This is a genomic window from Salipiger sp. PrR002 (assembly GCF_010500775.1).
GTDB lineage: Bacteria > Pseudomonadota > Alphaproteobacteria > Rhodobacterales > Rhodobacteraceae > Salipiger.
In genome coordinates, this window is the sequence record NZ_JAAGOU010000002.1 from 77,301 (window position 1) to 94,479 (window position 17,179).

At 68.2% G+C, this 17,179-nt stretch carries 13 protein-coding genes; 3 read left to right on the forward strand and 10 right to left on the reverse strand.

Annotated elements, in window-relative coordinates:
* Positions 1 to 2 precede the first annotated feature (2 nt).
* Together pip and G0A00_RS02880 are read left to right on the forward strand one after the other, a co-directional pair.
* Positions 3 to 1,001: a prolyl aminopeptidase gene (pip, locus tag G0A00_RS02875; RefSeq protein ID WP_164178515.1), complete on the forward strand. Its 999-nt coding sequence runs from the start codon at positions 3 to 5 to the stop codon at positions 999 to 1,001.
* A 145-nt stretch (positions 1,002 to 1,146) separates the two neighbouring features.
* Positions 1,147 to 2,685, forward strand: a complete 1,539-nt coding sequence (locus G0A00_RS02880; RefSeq protein WP_164178517.1) for an ABC transporter substrate-binding protein — start codon at positions 1,147 to 1,149, stop codon at positions 2,683 to 2,685.
* Positions 2,686 to 2,718: 33 nt separating this feature from the next.
* Here G0A00_RS02880 and G0A00_RS02885 read toward each other — a convergent pair whose 3' ends face one another.
* The 3 genes from G0A00_RS02885 to hslV all read right to left on the reverse strand — a co-directional run bounded on the left by G0A00_RS02885 (position 2,719) and on the right by hslV (position 5,540).
* Positions 2,719 to 3,396, reverse strand: coding sequence for a D-lyxose/D-mannose family sugar isomerase (locus G0A00_RS02885; RefSeq protein WP_164178519.1), 678 nt, complete (start codon positions 3,394 to 3,396; stop codon positions 2,719 to 2,721).
* A 244-nt stretch (positions 3,397 to 3,640) separates the two neighbouring features.
* Positions 3,641 to 4,948 carry an ATP-dependent protease ATPase subunit HslU gene (gene hslU / locus G0A00_RS02890; RefSeq protein ID WP_164178521.1) on the reverse strand — a complete coding sequence of 436 codons (1,308 nt, stop codon included), beginning with the start codon at positions 4,946 to 4,948 and terminating at the stop codon, positions 3,641 to 3,643.
* A gap of 34 nt (positions 4,949 to 4,982) precedes the next feature.
* The gene (gene hslV, locus G0A00_RS02895) at positions 4,983 to 5,540 is read right to left on the reverse strand and encodes an ATP-dependent protease subunit HslV (RefSeq protein ID WP_066103337.1); all 558 of its coding nucleotides are present in this window, start codon (positions 5,538 to 5,540) and stop codon (positions 4,983 to 4,985) included.
* 94 nt (positions 5,541 to 5,634) lie between these two features.
* Here hslV and G0A00_RS02900 point away from each other — a divergent pair, with 94 nt between their 5' ends.
* On the forward strand, positions 5,635 to 6,615 hold the full coding sequence (locus G0A00_RS02900; protein ID WP_164178523.1) for an aminoglycoside phosphotransferase family protein: 981 nt from the start codon (positions 5,635 to 5,637) through the stop codon (positions 6,613 to 6,615).
* Between the two features lie 121 nt (positions 6,616 to 6,736).
* Here the strand turns inward: G0A00_RS02900 and trxA are convergent, their stop codons facing one another.
* The 7 genes from trxA to G0A00_RS02935 all read right to left on the reverse strand — a co-directional run bounded on the left by trxA (position 6,737) and on the right by G0A00_RS02935 (position 17,089).
* Entirely contained in the window at positions 6,737 to 7,057 is a 321-nt protein-coding gene (gene trxA / locus G0A00_RS02905) for a thioredoxin (protein ID WP_066103331.1), read from the reverse strand.
* A 69-nt stretch (positions 7,058 to 7,126) separates the two neighbouring features.
* Positions 7,127 to 10,498 carry a double-strand break repair helicase AddA gene (gene addA, locus G0A00_RS02910; protein WP_164178524.1) on the reverse strand — a complete coding sequence of 1,124 codons (3,372 nt, stop codon included), beginning with the start codon at positions 10,496 to 10,498 and terminating at the stop codon, positions 7,127 to 7,129.
* On the reverse strand, positions 10,495 to 13,440 hold the full coding sequence (gene addB, locus G0A00_RS02915) for a double-strand break repair protein AddB (RefSeq protein WP_235952861.1): 2,946 nt from the start codon (positions 13,438 to 13,440) through the stop codon (positions 10,495 to 10,497). The genes addA and addB overlap by 4 nt, the downstream gene beginning before the upstream one ends.
* A 7-nt stretch (positions 13,441 to 13,447) precedes the next feature.
* On the reverse strand, positions 13,448 to 14,122 hold the full coding sequence (locus tag G0A00_RS02920; protein ID WP_164178526.1) for a nucleotidyltransferase family protein: 675 nt from the start codon (positions 14,120 to 14,122) through the stop codon (positions 13,448 to 13,450).
* Positions 14,122 to 15,078 (reverse strand): aminoglycoside phosphotransferase family protein, encoded by a 957-nt coding sequence (locus G0A00_RS02925; RefSeq protein WP_164178528.1) that lies wholly within the window; start codon positions 15,076 to 15,078, stop codon positions 14,122 to 14,124. Before G0A00_RS02925 ends, G0A00_RS02920 begins: the two co-directional genes overlap by 1 nt.
* Positions 15,071 to 15,535: a tRNA (adenosine(37)-N6)-threonylcarbamoyltransferase complex ATPase subunit type 1 TsaE gene (tsaE, locus tag G0A00_RS02930; protein ID WP_164178530.1), complete on the reverse strand. Its 465-nt coding sequence runs from the start codon at positions 15,533 to 15,535 to the stop codon at positions 15,071 to 15,073. The genes G0A00_RS02925 and tsaE overlap by 8 nt, the downstream gene beginning before the upstream one ends.
* 60 nt (positions 15,536 to 15,595) lie before the next feature.
* Complete coding sequence (locus G0A00_RS02935; RefSeq protein ID WP_164178532.1) at positions 15,596 to 17,089, reverse strand: PAS-domain containing protein; 1,494 nt, start codon at positions 17,087 to 17,089, stop codon at positions 15,596 to 15,598.
* Between the last annotated feature and the right edge of the window lie 90 nt (positions 17,090 to 17,179).

Consider the following 17,179-nt stretch of genomic DNA (forward strand, 5'->3'; position numbering starts at 1 on the left):
CCATGGACAAATACCCGGGCCAAAAGAGCGCAGTGCAACATCTCTATCCCGCGATCGACCCGTTCGACCAGCGCATGCTCGACGTGGGCGACGGGCACAAGCTCTATGTAGAGCAATGTGGCAATCCGGCAGGGATTCCCGTGGTCGTGCTGCATGGCGGCCCCGGCGGCGGCTGCAGCCCCGCCATGCGCCGCTATTTCGATCCCGATGTGTACCGCGTGGTGCTTTTCGATCAGCGCGGCTGCGGGCGCTCCACACCGCATGCCAGCGTCGAGAACAACACCACCTGGCACCTCGTGGCCGACATCGAGCGCATTCGTCAGCTGCTCGAGATCGACAAGTTCGTCGTCTTCGGCGGCAGCTGGGGGGCGACGCTCTCGCTGGTCTATGCGATCAGCCACCCCGAGCGGGTGCGCAACCTCGTGCTGCGCGGCGTCTTCATGATGACGCAGGCCGAGCTCGACTGGTTCTACGGCGGCGGCGCGGGGCATTTCTGGCCCGAGACGTGGGCACGTTTCGAGGGGCTGATCCCCGAAGCCGAACGCGGCGATCTCATCGGCGCCTATCACCGGCGGCTGTTTTCGGGCGACCTGCGCGAGGAAGTGCGCTTTGCCCGTGCGTGGTCAAGCTGGGAGAACGCGCTGGCTTCGGTCTATTCCAACGGCCACGGCGGCGAGGCTCCGGCGGAATACGCCCGCGCCTTCGCACGGCTGGAAAACCACTATTTCGTCAACGCGGGCTTCCTTGAGGAAGACGGCTGGATCCTCAACAACGCCGACCGCCTGCGCGGCATCCCCGGTGTCATCGTGCAGGGCCGCTACGACATGATCTGCCCGCCGCGCCGCGCGTGGGAACTGTCGCAGGCTTGGGCCGGGGGCGAGCTGCGGATGATCCGCAACGCCGGTCACGCGCTTTCCGAACCCGGCATCAGCGCCGAACTGGTGCGGGTCATGGACCAGATCGCCTCGCTCGACAGTCTCGCCAGCGGCTTTGGCTCCTGACGGGGGCGGCGCGCCCGCTCTGCCTGAAATCCGCGCGCGCCGCGTGCCGCTGTCGCAGGTTTGACCGCGGGACTGTTGCACCGGGGCAGGCAGAGGTGCAGAGTGCTGAGCGCAAGTTTCACCCGCCTCAGGAGCGCCGCCGCCCATGACCGTCATCCGCCGCCGCCGCGTGCTGCAATCGGCCCTCGCCGCCGCCGTCCTCGGCGCGTCGGGTCTGGCTGGCGCAGGGGCCGTTGCGGGGGCGTCGCGCGGCGGGTATTTCCGCGCCGCCCTCGGCGGGGCACGCGGCACAGACAGCTGGGACGCGCGCACCCACACCGGCAGCTTCATGGCCGCCGCGGCGCAGGGCGCGGTCTTTGACACGCTGACCGAAGTGGGCGCCGATGGTGCGCTGCGCGGCGAGCTGGCCACCGGCTGGCGCGCCTCTTCCGACGCCCGCGTCTGGACCTTCGACCTGCGCCCCGGCGTGCGCTTCCATAATGGCAAACCCTTCGGCGCCGAGGACGTGCTGGCCTCGCTCGCGCTGCACCGCGACGCCGCATCCCCGGCGCGGCCCATCGTGGCCGAGATCGACGAGATGCGCGCCACCGCACTGCATCAGGTCGAGTTCACGCTGGCCACCGGCAATGCCGATTTCCCCTACCTGATGGCCGACTACCACCTGCTGATCTACCCCGCCGGGCAGATCACCGAGGCGATGACGCGCGGCATTGGCACCGGCCTCTACCGGGTCGAGCGCTTCGAGCCCGGCCGCCGGTTCATCGGCCGCCGCGTGGCCGAGCACTATAAGGACGGTCGCGCGGGCTGGTTCGATGGCGTGGATTTCCTCGCGCTGAACGATCCGCAAGAGCGGCTGGACGCGCTGCGCTCAAGCCGTGTCGATGCCATCGACCGGCTGCCCGCCGCCGAGGTGGCCGCGCTGCAGGCCGAGCCGCGCTTCACGGTCCAGAGCCTTGCGGGCAACCAGCATTACGGCTTTGCCCTGCGCACCGATCTTGCGCCCTTTGCCGATCCGCACCTGCGGCAGGCGCTGAAGGCGGCGGTGGACCGCGAGGCGATGGTCGCCGAGGTGCTGCACGGCCACGGCCGCATCGGGCAGGACAGCCCGATCGGTCCCGCCAACCCCTATTTCGCCGCGCTCGAGCCGCAGGCGTTCGACCCCGAGCGCGCGCGCTGGCATCTGGCGCAGGCGGGGCACGAGGGCGCCGTGCTGCCGATGCTGGTGTCGGAGGCTGCCTTTGATGGCGCGGGCCGGGCCGCCGAGCTGTACCGCGACAGCGCCGCGCAGGCGGGCATCACGCTCGATCTGCGGGTGCTGCCCTCGGACACGCAATGGCCGCGCGACAGCGCCGGGTTCCGCGCCGGTGGCTGGTCGGGCCGCGCCACCGAGGATTGGGCGTTCTCCACCGTGCTTACCGAAGGCGCGCCGTGGAACGCGACGCGCGGCGGCAGCGGGCGCTTCGGGCAATTGCTGCGCGAGGCGCGGGCCGAGTTCGACAGCGCCCGCCGCGCCGAGCTTTACGCCGAGATGCAGCGGCTCAGCCGCGACGAAGGCGGGCTGATCCTGCCGATGTACGCCAATCACCTGCAGGCGCATTCGGCGCGTATCGCGACGCCTGCGCGCGTTGGCGCCATGCGCGCGATGGACGATTCGCGCATGGCTGAACGCTGGTGGATGGCCTGATTTAGGGCCTCTGGCGCGCGACCTGAGACTGGCTCAGAGCTTGTCGTCGTAATCCGACACCAGCAGGTGCAGCGGTGCCACGTCTTCCTCAATGTCCGAAAACCGTCCCAGCGGCTCGGCAAAGATATTGTCGGTCAGATCGTCGTTCACCGTCGAGACCTCGCCGATCAGCACGTCGCTGCCCTCGCCCCAGAAGGCATGCCAAGTGGTCGGAAAGAGCGTCACCGACTCCCCCGGCGCCAGCTTCAGAAGGCCGCCCGCGGGCAGGCTGCGCTCCATCCCGTCACAGAGCACCGTGACCTGCGCATCGCGGTCGATCTCGCCCTCCGGCGTGGCCGCGAAAAGCTCCAGCACCAGCGTGCCGCCGCCGCGGTTGATGATGTCCTCGACCTTGAGGTCATGGCGGTGCATCGGGCTCAGCTGGTTCTGGCGCGAGATCATGATCTTCTCGGCGTAGAGCATGGCGCTGCGCTGGCCGAGATCGCTGCTGAGCCCGTTGCGGGTGGTGAAGAGAAAGAGCCCAAGCTCATCGAATTTCCCGCCGCCGTAGTCGGTCACGTCCCAGCCCATGCGCCGACGCTTGATCTCGCCATGCTCCGACGCCTTCAGCCCTTCCGGGGTGAGATAGGCGAAGGGCGGCAGCGCATAGCCATGGCTGCGGATGAACGCCTCGCTGGCGCGCAGGATCTCATTAACGTGGGAGCGTTTCATCGCGGGTCTCCTCCTTGCGGTGTTGGCGCGAACATACCCGCCGCCGGGGAGATGCGGTAGAGGCCGGACGCCTCCGGCGGGCGTATTTGAGAAAGAGAAGAAGGAAGGACCGCGCCCTGCTTCTTCTCTTTGAAAATACGCCGGGGGGTGTGGGGGGCTGGCCCCCCACTTTGAGAGAGCGGTGTGGGGGGCTGGCCCCCCACTGAAAGGCGCGACGCGGAGGGCGGGCCCCCGCGCGCCTGTCTTACAGCACGTAGCGGCTGAGGTCGGTCGAGCGGGTCAGCTCGCCGAGGTGTTTCTCGACGAAGGCCTCGTCCACGGTCACTTCCGTGTCCGGCTGGTCGGGGGCGGCGAAGCTCAGCTCCTCGAACACCCGTTCCATCACCGTATAGAGCCGCCGCGCGCCGATGTTCTCGACGCTCTCGTTGACCTCCGCGGCGATCTTCGCCAGCGCGCTGATGCCGCCTTCGGTGAAGGTGACGGTGACCTTCTCGGTGGCCATGAGCGCGGTGTACTGGCGCGTGAGCGCGTTGTCGGTCTCGGTGAGGATGCGCACGAAGTCTTCCTCGGTGAGCGCCCGCAGGTTCACCCGGATCGGCAGGCGGCCCTGCAGTTCGGGCAGCAGGTCCGACGGCTTGGCGATGTGGAAGGCACCCGAGGCGATGAAGAGGATGTGGTCGGTCTTCACCGGGCCGTGCTTGGTGCTCACGGTGGTGCCCTCGATCAGTGGCAGCAGGTCGCGCTGCACGCCCTCGCGGCTGACGTCGCCGCCGCGGGCTTCCTGCCGCGCGGTGACCTTGTCGATCTCGTCGAGGAAGACGATGCCGTTCTGCTCCACCGCCTCCAGCGCGGCCAGCTTCACCTGCTCGTCGTCGAGCAGCTTGTCGGCCTCTTCGCTGAGCAGCACCTCGTAGCTTTCGGCCACGGTCATCTTCTTGCGGGTGGTGCGCCCGCCGAAGGCTTTGCCGAAGATGTCGCCGAGGTTCATCATCCCCATGTTCTGGCCGGGCTGGCCGGGGATCTCCATGCCGGAGAAGGGCGAGGCGGTCTCGGCCACGTCAAGCTCGATCACCGTGTCGTCGAGCTCGCCGGTCTTCAGCTTCTTGCGGAACATCTCGCGGGTGCCCTCGCGCGCGTCCTCACCGGCGATGGCCGACAGCACGCGCTCCTCGGCGTTCTTATGCGCCGCGGCCTTCACGTCCTCGCGCATCCATTCGCGGGTCTGGGCGATGGCGGCATCCATGAGATCACGGATGATCTGCTCGACGTCGCGGCCCACGTAGCCCACTTCGGTGAACTTCGTGGCCTCGACCTTGATGAAGGGCGCGCGCGCCAGCTTCGCGAGGCGGCGCGAGATCTCGGTCTTGCCGACACCGGTCGGCCCGATCATCAGGATGTTCTTGGGATAGACTTCGTCGCGCAGATCGGCCGAGAGCTGCTTGCGGCGCCAGCGGTTGCGCAGCGCCACGGCCACGGCGCGCTTGGCGTCCTTCTGGCCGATGATGAACCGGTCGAGTTCCGACACGATCTCGCGGGGGGTCAGGTCTGTCATGGTCGTCCTTTCAGGCTCTGCCTCAGGCTCTGTTTCAGGCCGAAATGGTTTCAACGGTCAGCTTGCCGTTGGTGTAGACGCAGATGTCGGAGGCAATGGCCATGGCGGTGCGGGCGATCGTCTCGGCGTCGTCTTCATAGGCGTAGAGCCCGCGCGCGGCGGCGAGCGCGAAATTGCCGCCCGAGCCGATGGCGGCGATGTCATGCTCGGGTTCGAGCACGTCGCCGGCGCCGGTGATCACGTAGAGATCCTTGCCGTCGGTGACGATCAGCATCGCTTCGAGCTTCTGCAGGTATTTGTCGGTGCGCCAGTCCTTGGCCAGTTCGACGCAGGCGCGCTGCATCTGGCCGGGCGACTGTTCGAGCTTGCCTTCCAGCCGCTCGAGCAGGGTGAAGGCGTCGGCGGTGGAGCCTGCAAAGCCGCAGACCACCTCGTGACCGCCGGGGGCGATGCGGCGCACCTTGCGCGCGGTGCCCTTGATGACGGTCTGGCCGAGGCTCACCTGCCCGTCACCCGCGACGACCACCTTGCCGCCCTTGCGGACGCCAATGATCGTGGTGCCGTGCCAGCCCGGAAATTCCTGATCGGACATTGTCTTTCCTTTCATGCTGGGCGCCATATGGGGGCTGGAACTTCCCCTCGCAAGGCGCTGCCGTTGTGGGGGCAGATAGCGCAGGGGGCAGGGAATGGGAATGATCGCGGGGGATTTGGCGGCTTCGGCGCTGGCGCAGTGGCCGTCTCTTGCCGAACAGATCGGGCTGTCTCCTGCTGCGTGGCGCGCGGTGCCGCTGGCCCGGCGCGAGGATGCGCGGGTGGCGCGGGTGCTGTTGCGGATGATCGGGCCGGACGGGCGGCAACTGGTGCTGAAACATCAGGCGCGGCCGGTCGATCCGGACAAATTCGAGACGCAGGTCGCCGCGCATCTGGCCGCGCAGGAGGGCTTTGCCGAGGGCGTGCCCGCGCTGCTGGCGGTCGATCTGGAGGCGCAGGCCAGCGTGATGGAGTATGTCGCCGCAGAGCCGCTCTCGACACTGCTGGAGGGCGCGCCGCTGGCGCGGCAGGCGGCGCTGTTGCGGCGGGCGGGGGCGTGGCTTGGCGGCTATCACCGTGCGCTGCCGGGCGAGGCGCGCGTGTTCCAGCCCAAGCACACGATCCGCTTTCTGGGTACGGTGATGCAGGAGGTCGCCACGGGTGCGCGGCAGCTGCCCGAACCGGAGCGCTTCCTTGCCTGCGCCGAGGCTCTCTGCGCAGAGCAGGCGCGTTTTGAGGGGCGGCAGACGCTGACCGCGCAGACCCATGGCGATCTGCACATGCGCAACCTTGTGCTGGACGAGACGCGCTGCTGGGGCCTCGACTTTGCTGGCGGGCGCGTGGTGCCGGTGGGCCATGACATCGCGCGGCTGCTGACCGATTACGCCATCCTGCATGCGCCCAAGGAGGCTATTGCGGCGGGCGACGTGCTGCCCGACGCAGCGCTAGAGGGGTTTTTTGAGGGATACGGGCTGGTGGGCTCAGATGACCCTTCGGTGCAGCTTTTGCTGCGCAACCGGGTGCTGGCGGAATGGTGGGGGCTTCCCGCGCGCGCCGAGGATCTCGGGGTGGCGCAGGCACGGCGGTGGGGCGGGGTACAGGCGCTGGCGGCGCGAGTGTTCGGGCCACTGAGGTAGGCGCGGGCTAGGGCCTCCGGCGGGAGTATTTGTCGAAAGATGAAAGCTGCTGGGGAGCGGCGCAAAGAAAAATGCGCCCCCGCTTGGGAGGCGCATCTCTGTCTTAGAGTGCTGGGAAGGCTCAGATCGACTCGTTGATCCAGCTCTGCAGCGAGGCCTTGGGGGCCGCGCCGGCGCGGTTCGAGATCACCTGACCGTCCTTGAAGATGAACAGCGCGGGGATGCCGCGCACGCCCATCATTGCGGCGGTGTTGGGGTTCTGGTCGACGTCGACCTTGGCAACCTTGATCTTGCCTTCATACTCGGCGGCGAGCTCTTCCAGAGCCGGGCCGATCTGCTTGCAGGGGCCGCACCACTCGGCCCAGAAATCCACCACAACGGGGATGTCGGAGTTCTTCACTTCTTCGTCGAAGGTCGCGTCGGTGACGGGGACGGTGGCCATTGGGGTCTCCTTGCGGGTTTGGCAGCTTTATCGCTCGGAGCGCGAAGGTAGGCACGCCCCGGGGAGTCGTCAAGTTGGCGTAGTTCTGGCGAGGGCGGCAGACACAAGATCGTGTGGCAGGACCATCAGCTCCTGCGTTGCGGTCCAGATCAGCCCGGTCTCGATGCTGCGCCCGGGAAAGACCTGCGTCAAGGCGGCGGCATAGGCGCCCATCTGGCGCAGCAGCCCATCGGGCACATCCGCCGCGGCGCCGGGCACGGTGCGGTTCGATTTGAAGTCGAGCGCGATCACCTTATCGGGTGTGACCAGCAACCGGTCGATGACGCCATGGATGCGGCCCACAGGCTCTATTTCGGCAGATATCGGCACTTCGGCCAGCGCCTCGCCTTCAAAGATCGCGCGCAGCGCCGGGGCGGCAAGCACGGCGAGCGCTTCTGCGGCGACGCTCTCGGTGTCTTCGGGCAGATCTTCGGCGAGGGTCAGCACATGCGGCAAGGCCTCGGCGCGGGCCGCCTCGGGCAGCGGCGCGAGATGTTCGAGCAGCAGGTGCAGCACGGTGCCGCGCAGCTTGGCCTCTTCCTCGTCGAGCCCATCCATGCCCGACAGCGCCTTGGCGCCGCCGAGGTCCGAGGGCGAGCGGCTTTCGGGCAGGGGATCGGGTTTCTGCGCCGGGACGCGCAGATGCGGCGGCAGATCCGGCAGCACGGGCACCTGCGCCTCGACCCGCTCGAAGGGCAGGTGGGACCAGTCGGCCTGACCCAGCCGCAGACCCTCGCCCGTGCCCCAGCGGCCAAAATCATAGCCGGTGGTCTCGGCCCCGGCGCGCTCCATGCCCTGTTGCACCTGATCGAACCACGCGCTGCCGTCCTTGCCGAGGTTGCCGGCGGCGGCGACCACCAGCCATTTCTCGGCGCGGGTGAGCGCGACGTAGAGCAGCCGATCCCGCTCGCGCTCGGCGGCGGCCTTGGCACGGTCGAGCGCCTCGGACTGCACCTGCGGCTGCGACGCGGCGCTGGATTGCCAGACCATGCCCGAAGCCTCGCCCTCGCCCGAGGGCAGCAGGCGCTCGCGGATGGTCTTGGTGGGCTGGGCGCAGTCGGGCAGGATGACGATCGGCGCCTCAAGGCCTTTGGAGCCATGCACCGTCATCACCCGGATGCGGGCCCCGGCGCTGTCGGGCGCGCGTTTGATCTCGAGATCGTCGGACTGCATCCATTCGAGAAACCCGGTGAGCGAGGGCACGGTGCTCTGCTCGAAGGCCAGCGCCTGTTGCAAAAGCGCGTTGATCCCGTCCTCGGCCTCTTCGCCCAAACGCCCGAGCAGTTTCTGCCGCCCGCGATGCCGGGTGAGGATGCGTTCGATCAGATCATAGGGGCGCAGGAAGTCGGTCTTGCCGAGCAGGTCGTCCATCACCTGCAGCACGGCGGGAAACTCCTCGCGCCGCTCACGCAGGGCGACCCAGAGGTAGCTGCCCGGCGTGCGAGTGTGGGCGAGGTCGAAAAGCGCCTTCTCGGTCAGCCCAAAGAGCGGCGAGCGCAGCGCGGTGGCGAGCGAGAGGTCATCCTCGGGCGTGGCGAGGAAGGCGAGCAGCGCGCCGATGTCCTTGACCGCCAGTTCCGACATGACCTTCAGCCGGTCAGCCCCGGCGATGGGCAGGCCGCGCGCCTTGATGGCGCGGATGATCTCGGTAAAGAGCGTGCCGCGGCGACGCACGAGGATCAGGAAATCGCCCGCATGGGCGGGGCGGGCCTTATATTCCCCGGAAAAGCCGATCTCGACGGGCAGCGGTGTGCCGATGGTGTCCGCGATGAACCCGGCGATGCGATTGGCCAGCACCACCGTGTGATGCTGCGCGCCGATGCGATCTACCGGTTCGAACCACTCGGTGTCGTCCTCTTCGTCCTTCACCGGCGAGATATGCGGCCAGAGATCGACCCGCCCCGGCATCTCGGATTTGAACGCCTTATGTCTCTGATCCGGGGAAAACCCCGACTCTTCGCGCCCCTCGAAGGTGGCATCCACCAGCTTCAGCACCGGACCGGCGGAGCGGAAGGAATATTCCAGCATCATGCGCGAGAGCGGCGCGTCGGTGTCCTTCAGCCGTTCAGCGAAATCGTCGCACATACGGTCGAACTCGCGCGGGTCGGCGCCCTGGAACGAGTAGATCGACTGTTTCTTGTCGCCCACCACAAAGATGGTGCGCCGCACGTCGCCGCGCGCGCCTTCGCCTGCGGTGAACTCGCGGGCGAGCCGCTCGATCACCTGCCATTGCACCGGGCTGGTGTCCTGCGCCTCGTCCACGAGGATATGGTCGATGCCGCCGTCGAGCCGGTAGAGCACCCAATCCGCGACCCGGTCGTCGGCCAGAAGGTCACGGGCGCGGATCACCAGATCGTCGAAATCGAGCCAGCCGCGCAGCATCTTCTCCTGCTCGTACTCGGGCAGGAAGACCTGCGCGAAACGGTGCAGGGTGATCTCGCGCTTCACCGCATCGAAGGCGAGGCGGCTCTCGCGTGCGCTTTCGACCCGCTCGGCGAGTTGTTCCAACTTTGGCCAGTCGGGGCCCATCGCGTCCTTGCTGGCCTTGGTGGCCATGCGGCTGCTGACCGTGCCCTTCTGCGTCAGAAGCGCGTCTTCCAGCGCCAGCATCCCCGGCACGTCAGGCCCGGTGAAACGCTCCAGCTTCTTCGCGGCGGTCTGGTCGGTGCTTTTGCCCGCTTTCAGGATCGGCAGTACGCGGGCGATCAGATCGCTTTCGCTGCCCAGAAAGACCTGCGACAGCACGTCATCCTCGTCCATCTCTTCGGGCAGGCCGTAGAGCGCGCGAATGTCCTGAGGCGTGCGCGGCGGCAGGAAGGCGGCTTTGCGCGAGCAGAGCTCGGCGAGCAGCGATTCAGGCTCTTCGCCAAGGAAAGGCGCCATGGCCTCGACCAGCGGCGCGTGCCGCTCGGCCATGCGTTCCAGCACCTCGGCGCGCAGCATCTCGGCCGAGCGGTCCTCCATCTCGGTGAACTGCGGCGAGACCCCGGCTTCGAGCGGAAAGCGCCGCAAAAGGCTCGCACAGAACGAGTGGATGGTCTGGATGCGCAAGCCGCCGGGCGTCTCGATGGCGCGGGCAAAGAGCGTGCGCGCCTGCCGCAGACGCTCGGGCGGCAGCGCGCCCTCGAGCCCCAATTGCCGCAGCTCGGCGATCAGCGCATCGTCGTCCAGCATCGCCCAAGCGCCGAGGCGGCGGAACAAGCGGTTCTGCATCTCGGTGGCGGCGGCCTTGGTGTAGGTCAGGCACAGGATGTGCTCGGGCAGCACCTCGTCGAGCAGCAGCCGCGCCACCCGGTCGGTGAGCACGCGGGTCTTGCCCGAGCCCGCGTTGGCGGCGAGCCATGTGGAGGCATCCGGGCGGGCCGCCTCAACCTGCTTTTCGCTGGCCTCGTTGCGGCTCATTCCAGCATCTCCCGTTCGGCGGCGTCGATCACATCCCATTCGCCGAAACGCGAGAGGTGGTCGTAGTTGGAAAAATCATTCTCGCTGAGCATGGCGGCGCGGGCGGTATAGCCGCGATCGGGCTCGAACCAGCGGCCCATCAGGGTCTCGAACTGCGCCCAGACCTTCTGCGGCGGCACGTCGTCCAGAGGCGCCTCCACCTCGTTCGGATTGGCCGAAACAGAGACGAACACAGCGCGTTCGGCGTGGCGCGGGTGCAGGTTCTCGAAGGCACCGCGCTCGACCATGGCGGCCTCGAGCAGCAACTGCTTGTCGAAGTTCTTTTGCTGCGCGGCGGTGGGGGCGGCGCCGGTCTTATAGTCGTAAAGATGCGCGTTGCCGCGCTCGTCGATGTCGATCCGGTCAGCGGTGCCCTTGAGCGTGAAGCCAAGCGCCGGGATGTCGCTGCTGCCGCGCACCTCGAAATGCACCGGGCGGGCGAGCGCCTGCCGGGCCTTTTCGGTGCGCACGAACCACTCGGCGATACGCCCGATGCGCGCCTGCCAGACGTGGCGGGTGACCGGGAAGGGCAGCACCTCGGGATCGCCGATCACCTCCGCCGCCTTTGTGCGCAGCGCCTCGGGGCTGAGAAGCCCCGGATCAGAGACGGTTTCGCGCACGTATTCCTCGAACACCTGGTGAATGAGGATGCCGCGCAGCAGCGCATCGGGCGCGCGTTGCAGCGGGTTGAGCGGGCGCAGCCGCAGCACGCGCTTGGCGTAGATCGAATAGGGATCGCGGATCAGCGTCTTGATCTCGGTGACGGACAGCTGGCGCGGACGTGCCGCGACCGGCGGCACCGGCGAGGGGCGGGCGGCGGAAGGCGTTCTGATCGGCGCTTCGACCTGCCGCGCCAGCGCCAGCCAGTGGCGACCGCGCTCTTGCATGTCTTCCAGCGCCTCGGGGCCGTGGCGGGCGGGCAGGCCGTTCATCAGGTTCATCATGCGGTTGACCCAGCGCGCGGGCACCGTCTCGGCATCGTCGGATTTCAGCGCACGGGTCAGCCAGACCTCTTGCGCCGCCACCGCCTGCTGGAAGTCATGCGCCGCCAGACCGATGCGCCGCTCGGGCAGCAAGAGACCTGCCTTGTGCCGCATGCGGCGGTTGAGCCAAGGGTCTGCGCCGGGGATTTCCGGCCAGCTGCCCTCGTTCAGCCCGCCGAGGATCAGCAGGTCGGCGCCCATCACGCGCGCCTCGAGCGTGCCCCAGATCAGGATGCGCGGGTGCGGCGCGTCGCGGTCGCGCAGCTCGCCCTGTCCCAGCACCGCGCCAAAGAGGTCGGCATAGTCGCGCGCCGACAGGTCGGTGCCATGGGCGGCCTCGCCCTCGAGCGTTTCGACCACCTGCCGCGCCTTGCGACCCGCACCTTCTTTCCAAAGCTCCGACTCGCCCATCTCTGGACCCGCCGCGATCGCCTCGGCGCGCGCGCGGTGATGCGCCAGCCAGTCAGCCAGCGCGCGTTTGCCGCTCACCGGCGGATGGCAGAAGGTTTCGGCGACCCAGGCGGCCCAGTCCGGAAAGCCCGCCGCCTCGCCCCATGCGGTGATCAGATGCGCCTGCGGGAAGGGCCAGCTCTGGTCGCGGATATGCAGTTCCAGCTCGCGCGTCGCGCGCAGGTGGTTGTTGCGTTCCGAGCCGCTGTGGGTCAGCGGGTGCTTGAGCAGCGACAGCAGGCTCTCGGCGGTGAGGTCGCGCTGGAACAGCGCCGCGACCTGCCGCAGGAAGCGCCCCGGTGGGGTCAGCTGCAGCGGGATGCCGGCGCTGTCGTCGGGCAGGATGTCCCAACGGTCGAGCGCGGCGGTCACCTGCCGCGTCAGCATCCGGTCGGGGGTGATCAGCGCGGCGGTCACGCCGTCCTCGGCGGCCTGCCGCAGGCGCAGGGCAATGGCCATCGCCTCTTCGCGCTTCGAATTGGCCTCGAGCAGGGTCACATCCTGCGTCGCCTCGGGCAGATCGGGCAGATGCACACCTTCCGAGCGCCATTGATCGGTGACCGGCGCGGGGCGCAGGGCGAGCGAGACCAGCTTGTTGCGCGCGGGGCTGGGGGGCTTTGTGCCATCCCAATGCGGCAGGGTGGTGGGATCGAGCGCCAGCTCGTGCAGCAGCCGGGCAAAGCGGAACTGCGGGTGATCCTCTCCCGAGAGCGCATCGGTCAGCCCGCCCCAAACGGGGCCCGGCATGTCGAAATCATAGCCCGGCAGCACCAGCGCGCCCTGCGGCAGTTTCGAGACCGCGCACATCAGCCGGTGGGTGCCCCCGCGCGAGCCGGTGGACCCGGCAAGGATGATCGGGTGCTCGGGCGGGCGCTCTTCCCAGCTTTTCAGTCTCTGTTCCAGCGCATATCGGCGGAACGCGATGGTGTCGGGCGCTTCCTCACCCTGCTCGAAATAGCGCTGCACGATGTTCAGGAAACTGAGCGCGCGCTGCCAGTGGCCGGATTCGTCGCTGACATCCAGCGCGGCGATCTCGTCGGGCGAGACGCCCTCGTCCTGCATCTCGTCCATCAGCGTCGCAAGACTGTCGGCCAGATCGAAAAGCGCGGCGCGGGGGGCGAGATCGGGCTGGGCGTCGAGCAATTTCGACACCAGTCCCGTCAGCTCCAGCCTGCGCCGCAGCGGCGGTACCGGCGCGGGCAGATCGCGCAGGGCGGCAGGGTCGGCCATGTCTGTCAGCAGCCGGATGCGCGGCAGCAAGGTCGCGGGGCCTTGATCGAAGATCGCCTTCACCCGCCGCGCCATGCGGCTGGTGTTGAGGATCAGTTCGACCTTGGCCATCTCCTCGGGCGGGCGGCCCTCCATGCGGGCGCGCAGCCCGGCGACCAGCGCGGCGGGGAAGTCGACGCCGCAGGCAAGGCCATAGACGCGGGGGCCTTCGATAGGCTCGAACAAGGCGGGTTCAGACATGGCAGGCTTAGACATTCCGGGTCAGCATCTCTTCGGCGAGGGTGATGCCCTCGGGGTGGCCGACGTCGGCCCAATGGCCGGGATAGCTCAGCCCGTGCAGACGGCCCGCTTGGTTCATCCGGTTCCACAGCAGGTTCAGCGAAAAGACATCCTCCGGGATCTCGGCCAGCAGCTCGGTCTTGAGGATCTGCGCGCCGGTGTAGACGTGATCGCCCGTGCGGCTGAGCTGCCCGTCGCCGGAAATGGCGAAATCGCCGCCGCCCTTGCGGCCCACGGCCTGCCCCAGCGGCACGCAGAGCAGCAGCGCGTCCATGCGCGCGGGATCCCACGCCTCGGCCAGCAGGCGCAGCGGGTTCGGCCCGGCCCAGACCGCATCGGTGTTGAGCGTGAAGACCGGGCTCTGCCCCAGCAGCGGCAGCGCGTGGCGCAGCCCGCCGCCGGTGTCGAGGATGTCGGGCCGCTCGACAGAGACGTGCACGCCGGTCCCGGCGAGATGCTCCTCGACCTGTTCGGCGCGGTAATGAGCGTTGACCACGCGGGTCGGCAGATGCGCGCAGAGTGCCAGCGCGTGATCGAGCAGCGGCTTTCCGGCCACATCGATCAGCGGTTTCGGACGGTCCGCGGTCAGCGCACCCATGCGGGTGCCGAAACCCGCGGCAAAGAGCATGACGGCGTCAGGCATCAGGATTTCAGCCTTTCGAGGATCGCAGGGGTCGGCGCGGGCAGCGGCGCCAGCAGGGCGCGCAATTCGGCCAGCGCGGGATGCGCCAGATCGGTCTGCAGATGCGCCCAGACCCGGGGGATCAGGTCGATGTAATGGGGTTTGCGGCGGACCTGCGCCAGCCGCGCGAAAACGCCAAGGATGCGCAGATTGCGCTGCGCCCCCAGCAGTGCCAGCGCGGTACGCAAGGGCGCCTCGGGCGTGCCGGTTTCCGCGATATAGTGACGAATGCAGGCATGGGCGGTGTCTTCCGAGACATCGCGCCGCGCGTCCTCGATCAGCGAGATCAGATCATAGGCGCGGTGCCCCTGCAGCGCGTCCTGAAAGTCCAGCACGCCGGCGCGGGCGGCACCCTTGCGGTCGGGCAGCCAGAGGATGTTCTCGGCGTGATAGTCGCGCAGGATCATCACGTCGGTCTCTGGCGCGTGGGTCTCGATCAGCGCGCGCAGGCAGGCAATGGCGGCGTCGCGGGCGGCGGCATCGACGGGCGCGCCAGCGCGGGCGGCATAGACGTCGAAGGCCAGATCGGTGATGCCCGACAGATGCGCCGCGTCCGCCACCGGAAGATCGGCGGGGGCCGCATGGCGGTGCAGGGCGATCAGCGCGTCGGTTGCGCAGAGATAGAGCCGCTTTTCGCTCTGCGGATCGGTGGCGAGCCGGGCGATGAGACCGTCGCCGAGGTCTTCGAGCAGCAGCAGGCCGGGGGCTTCGGCCAGAACCTGCGGCGCGCTCAGCCCGAGCGAGGTGAGATGCCGCGCCAGCCGCGCAAAAAGCGCCACGTCGCCGTCGGGGTCTTGCATCAGGATGGCGGTTTGCCCGCCCATCGACAGGCGCGTGTAGCGGCGGGTCGAAGCATCCCCGGCGAGCGGCTGCGCCGCGGCAGCCTCCCACCCGGCGGCGCGCAGGAAATCACGCATCGAGAGCCTCCAGCAGCGCATCCCAGCGCGGGTCTTGCCAGCTCAGCGTCACCCGGCGGCTGTCGTCGCCGGTGACCTCGAAGCTGAGCGAGAGCGCGGCCTTGGGGGTCAGATCCTCCAGCCGGTCGGGCCATTCGACGAGGCAGATCGCGTCTTCGAAGGCCTCGGCGAGGCCCAGTTCGACCACTTGGTCAGGATCGGAGAGGCGATAGAGATCGGTGTGCCAGAGCTCGCCGGTGGGCACGTCGTAGACCTGCACCAGCGTGAAGGTGGGCGAGGGTACATCCTCGGGATCCTCCTGCAGCGACTGAATCAGGCAGCGGGCGAAATGGGTCTTTCCGGCGCCGATGCCGCCGTCGAGCAGCAGCACGTCGCCGGGACGCAGGCGCGGCGCAAGCGAGGCGGCCAGCGCGCAGGTTGCGTCGGAAGAGGGCAGGGACAGGGCGCGGGTCGTCATGGCGCGAAGATACCTTCGCCAGCCGCACGCGCAAGCGACAAGCGGTGTGCTTGCCAGAGGTCAGGCGGGCGCGGTCGCGCCGGTTTCCTCGGGGGCAAAGCGGACCAGCGTCGCACCGCCAGCCATCGGCGCGACGCGGCACAGCAGGCCGCCCCCGGTATGCAGCCGAAGGTGGGCTTCCCATGGCGCGCGCTCGCGCAGGCACAGGACGAAATCGCGTATCTCCCCCCAGACCGGACTGGGCGCGCAGAGCGCCTGCCAGCGCGCCGTCGCCTCGGCCACCGAAAGATCGGCGACACGGCTGTCGGGGTCATCGTCCCAAAGCGTGCGGTAGGCGGCATTGCACAGGCTGAGGGTGCCGTGATCGGAGAAGACCGCGACCGCATCTTCGAACTGGTCGAGCACCGAATGCGCCTGTTCGATCTCGCGCCGGAAGCGCCGGGTGAGCGAGATCTCGGAGCTGATGTCTTCGAACAGGAAGGCGATGCCGCCGTCGGGATGCGGACGCCCGGTGATCCGATAGGTCAGGCCAGAGGGCAATTCCCATGTTTCGACGTAGAGATCCGAAGCGGCGGCGGCGATCACCTCGGAAAGATGCTCGCGCCAGCTTTGGTAGTTCTTCGGCTCGGGCATCATGCGCCCCTCGCGCAGCGCGTCGAAGAAGCTCATCAAATTGGGCCGGGTGCTGAGAAACTCGGCCTCGAGATGCACAAGGTCGATGAGGGCCGGGTTGAACAGCGCCAGCCTGCGCTCGCGGTCAAACACCGCAAGGCCGATCGGCAGATGCGCGAAGATGCGGGTGAGAGTCTGTAGAAAGTTGCGCTGGGTGACCTCGGAATGAATGACCGAGTCGATATTCGTCGCCACATGCAGCCAGCCGTCGCAGGTGCGATGCGATTGCACCTCGTACCAAAGCTGCGCGCGGTCGCCGCGCGGGCCGACGGCGGTGCGGCTGCGGCGGGTGTCGCTGCCATCGGGGGCGGCAAGCTCGAAGGGCGCGGGACCATCGGGCGCGGTGCCGATCTGAGCGCAGACATCCTCATAGGCGGGATTGAACCAGCTGACCTGACCCAATGCGTCGCTCTGCCAGATCGGGCAGGGCACAAGCGCCATGGCGCGCCTTAGCCGAAGCATTTCCGCCTGATCGAGCCGCAGACGAATCTGATGCCCTGCGGCGAGGTAATCCGCCTGCACCGAAAGCCGCAGGGAATCCTTGGCGGGGAAAATGGAAAGCCGCGCCTCGGGGAAGAGCGGCGAGTCGACGCTCGCCGGTGTGTGCGGCGGCTGCTCCGGCAATGGTCCGAAGACCGGCTCGAGGCGCCGGATCAGCGTGGGCCAGACCAGATCCTCGTTCGGCTCGCAGTCGAGCATCTGCCGCGCCGCGCCGGTCATATCGGCGACTTGGCAGTCCACCAGCAGGATTTCCGTGTCGGCGCTGTTTCTGGCGATCGGGTCAATGTCACTTGCACGCCGCGATTTCGGCAGCAGGAACGAGCCGAAGAAGGCCGCGCCTCCGGCACCGAGTCCGATGGCCAATGCGACGGACGGGGTCATGACGATCTCCTCAAGGCAGGTCGTCCCCTATGCCTACGGGAGAACTGGTTAATAACCTCTTAATTCTCGGCGGATATGACGCCGGTTCAG